The 3,930-nt window shown below is 56.5% G+C and carries 4 protein-coding genes and 1 pseudogene; all 5 read right to left on the reverse strand.

Translation table 11 applies throughout. The features are described 5' to 3' along the window. Positions 1-742: cysteine synthase B (gene cysM / locus AB7E14_RS21565; RefSeq protein ID WP_428169937.1), on the reverse strand; the 742-nt coding region annotated here is incomplete at its 3' end. A 110-nt stretch (positions 743-852) separates the two neighbouring features. Then, a complete protein-coding gene (gene cysA / locus AB7E14_RS21570; RefSeq protein ID WP_044258378.1) occupies positions 853-1,947 on the reverse strand; it encodes a sulfate/thiosulfate ABC transporter ATP-binding protein CysA in 1,095 nt (364 codons plus the stop codon). Next, the gene (gene cysW, locus AB7E14_RS21575) at positions 1,937-2,812 is read right to left on the reverse strand and encodes a sulfate/thiosulfate ABC transporter permease CysW (RefSeq protein ID WP_044327213.1); all 876 of its coding nucleotides are present in this window, start codon (positions 2,810-2,812) and stop codon (positions 1,937-1,939) included. The genes cysA and cysW overlap by 11 nt, the downstream gene beginning before the upstream one ends. Continuing rightward, positions 2,812-3,645, reverse strand: a complete 834-nt coding sequence (cysT, locus tag AB7E14_RS21580) for a sulfate/thiosulfate ABC transporter permease CysT (RefSeq protein ID WP_042999900.1) — start codon at positions 3,643-3,645, stop codon at positions 2,812-2,814. Before cysT ends, cysW begins: the two co-directional genes overlap by 1 nt. Next, positions 3,645-3,930 (reverse strand): annotated as a pseudogene (gene cysP, locus AB7E14_RS21585) (thiosulfate/sulfate ABC transporter substrate-binding protein CysP); the annotation flags it as partial. The pseudogene cysP and the gene cysT, both read right to left, overlap by 1 nt.

Raw genomic sequence — 3,930 nt, forward strand, 5'->3', positions numbered from 1 at the left:
CACGACCCCCCAGCACACGCATAGTGTACACCGCGTCTCGCTGGTGAATAACGACGACCTGATCGACAAGCTGAGCATTAAAAATGCCCGGCATGTATTCCGCTGGCCAGCGGCGAATCCCCGGAATGCTGCTGCCCTCTTCCGGTTGCAGACCCACAATAGTGACCGTACGGGCCTGCTCGCGCAGAAAGCGAGAAACCCCGGTGATAGTACCGGTCGTCCCCATGCTGGAAACAAAATGGGTGAGACGTCCGGACGTTTGCCGCCAGATTTCCGGCCCCGTGGTGGTGTAATGCGCGTATGGGTTATCAGGGTTATTGAACTGGTCCAGCAGCTTGCCTTCGCCGCGCTGAGCCATCTCCAGCGCTAAATCGCGCGCCCCTTCCATCCCCTGCTCTTTGGTCACCAGAATCAGCTCGGCACCGTAGGCGCGCATCGCGGCGCGGCGTTCCTGGCTCATGTTGTCCGGCATCAGTAGCTTCATACGATAACCTTTTAGTGCCGCAATCATCGCCAGCGCAATGCCAGTGTTCCCGCTGGTGGCCTCAATTAACACATCACCAGGCGTAATCTCCCCGCGTTTTTCCGCTTCAACAATCATCGATAACGCGGCACGATCTTTCACCGATCCCGCCGGGTTGTTGCCTTCCAGTTTGACCCAAATTTCACTGCCATTATCCGGCGTCAACCGTTGCAACTTCACCAGCGGCGTGTTGCCAATAGTTTGTTCTAATGTGTTCACAATTTCAGTCCACAACCCAGACCTGATAAACCCAGCGCCATCAGGCAAATGTGTATTGCCGGAGGGCGACATAACTGCCTTATCCGGCCTACATAAAAAACGCTCTGAGATTACGCTATTTCTGCGAAAACAACATCATCATGACGTTCAATACGCTGATTGCCGTTATACAAGCGCGCGTTTTGCAGGCCTACAAACAGACGCTCGCCGCGTACCGGAGCATCGTCCCCTTGCATGACCACGGTCAACGGGTCGTGATACCACCCGAGCGGCTGCACGACCAATTGGGTGTAATGACCTTTCGGGCTGGCTTCAATGACCTGAACCGGCAACGGTGAATCCAGACTGGTACGGCGGCTGATATCGACTTCCCATGGACGCAGGAACAGATCGACCGGCCCCTGATACGCAGGCGTATAGCCCAGCGGCCAGCGGTGTGCGCCAACGTGGAACTGCCCACCGCGAATGGTGCCTTGCAGGCGGTTCACTTCACCCATAAATTCCAGTACAAAGCGGGTCGCCGGTTCACGCCAGACCTGATCCGGCGCATCGGCCTGTTCAATATTCCCCTGGCTCATTACCACCACGCGGTCCGCCACTTCAGTGGCCTCTTCCTGATCGTGCGTGACAAAGACGCTGGTGAATTTCAGCTCTTCATGCAGTTGACGCAGCCAGCGGCGCAGCTCTTTACGCACCTGCGCATCAAGGGCACCAAACGGCTCATCCAGCAGCAGAATTTGTGGTTCAACCGCTAACGCGCGGGCCAGCGCGACACGTTGTTTTTGCCCACCTGAAAGCTGCGCCGGGAAGCGATCCGCCAGGTGTGCCAGTTGCACCATCTCCAGCAGTGTCGTCACTTTGGCTTTAATCGCCGCCGCATTGGGACGCTCACGACGCGGCAGGACGCTCAGGCCAAAGGCGATGTTGTCGAACACCGTCATATGGCGGAACAGCGCGTAGTGCTGAAAGACAAATCCCACCTTACGATCGCGCGCATGCAGGCGGCTGACGTCGGTACCATGGAAGCGAATATGTCCGCTGGACTGGTGTTCCAGCCCGGCAATAATGCGCAGCAGTGTGGTTTTACCGGAACCGGACGGCCCCAGCAAGGCAACCATCTGACCTGAAGGAATATCCAGTGAGATATCGTTCAGCACCTGGGTGCGACCAAAAGACTTCTTAATATTGGCAATCTCAATGCTCATGATTTTCCTCCTGTTGCGCGCGTTTTTCCTGATTCTCCAGGCGCCATTGCAACATGCTCTTCAAAAACAGGGTAATAATCGCCATCAGCGTCAATAGCGCCGCAGCGGTAAAAGAGCCGACGCTGTTGTAGTCCTGCTCCAGTAATTCAATCTGTAACGGCAGCGACAGGGTTTCGCCGCGAATTGAGCCGGAAACCACCGACACCGCGCCAAACTCGCCAATCGCACGGGCGTTAGTCAGCACCACGCCATACAGCAGCGCCCAGCGAATGTTCGGCAGCGTCACGCGACGGAACATCTGCCAGCCGGATGCGCCCAGCAAAATCGCCGCCTCATCTTCCTGACTGCCCTGACTGAGCATCACCGGCACCAGTTCACGTACCACAAACGGACAGGTGACGAAGATGGTCACCAGCACCATCCCCGGCCAGGAGAACATAATTTGCAGATTATGCTCGTCCAGCCAGCCGCCCAACGGGCCGTTGGAACCGTAAAACAGCAGATACACCAGCCCCGCCACCACCGGCGAGACGGCAAAAGGAATATCCAGCAGCGTCAGCAGCAACTGGCGGCCCGGAAAGTTAAAACGGGTCACCAGCCAGGCCAGCAGAACGCCAAACACCAGGTTCACCGGCACCGCAATCAGGGCGATCAACACCGTCAGCCAGATGGCATGCAGCATATCCGGATCGGCCAGATTCTGTAGCACGGGCAACACCCCTTTGCTGAACGCCTGGACGAAAATGGTGATCATCGGCACCAACAGGATGAACACCGACACCAGCATGCCGGTGCCAATCAGAAACCATTTTCCCCAGTTGATGCGGGGGGCGTCATAACGCTTCAATTGAGTAACTTCCGCCATTAGTGACCTACCACACGTCGGCCAAAGCGACTTTGCAGGGTGTTAATTGAAAACAGCAGCAATAACGATGCCGCGAGGATCACCGAGGCAACCGCGCTGGCGGCAGGGTAATCAAACTCCTGCAAACGAATAAAAATCATCAGCGAGGTGACTTCCGTTTTCCAGGCAATGTTACCGGCGATGAAAATCACTGCGCCGAACTCGCCAAGGCTGCGGGTAAACGACAGCGCGACACCGGCCACCAGCGCAGGTGACAGTTCCGGCAGGACCACCTTGCGAAAGCTTTGCAGCCGCGTGGCGCCCAGGGTTTCCGCCGCTTCTTCATATTCCGGGCCTAACTCTTCGAGTACCGGTTGCACGGTACGCACCACGAACGGAATACTGGTGAACGCCATCGCCACCGCAATGCCAAGCCAGGTGTATGTCACCTTGATATCAAATTTTGCCAGCCATTCGCCGTAGAAACCGTTAACGGAAAACAGCGAAGCCAGCGTCAGACCGGCAACTGCCGTCGGCAGCGCAAACGGCAGATCCATCAGCGCGTCCAGCAACGTCCGGCCCGGAAAACGGTAACGGGTTAAGATCCACGCCATCAGCAGGCCAAACACACCGTTAAAAATCGACGCCACAAACGCCGACAGTAGCGTCACTTTATAGGCAGCAACCACCTGCGGATTGGTAATCACATCCCAGTATTGCGCCCAGCTCATCTGTGCCAGTTGCATCACTAACGCACTGAGCGGCAGCAGCAAAATCAGGCAAACGAACAGCAGGCTGGTGCCCAGGCTTAAAGTAAAGCCAGGCAGTACGCGTCGGGAGGAGACTGCAAACATTACTTACGCCCCGCCGCCAGCAGTTTGTCCAGTTCGCCACCGCTGGTGAAATGGGTTTTCATCACCTCAGGCCAGGAGCCAAATTTCTCTTCCACGCGGAACAGTTCGGTCTGTGGGAATTTATCTTTCAGCTTGTCCATCACCTCCGGGTTGTTCACGCGGTAGTAGTAGTCCGTGATGATGGTTTGCGCCTGCGGGCTGTACAGCCAGTTCAGATAGGCTTTCGCCGCTTTCTCGGTGCCATTGGCCTGCACATTTTTATCCACCCAGGCAACCGGGAACTCA

It is taken from the genome of Citrobacter sp., from assembly GCF_050252275.1.
Classification (GTDB): Bacteria; Pseudomonadota; Gammaproteobacteria; order Enterobacterales; family Enterobacteriaceae; genus Citrobacter_A; species Citrobacter_A amalonaticus.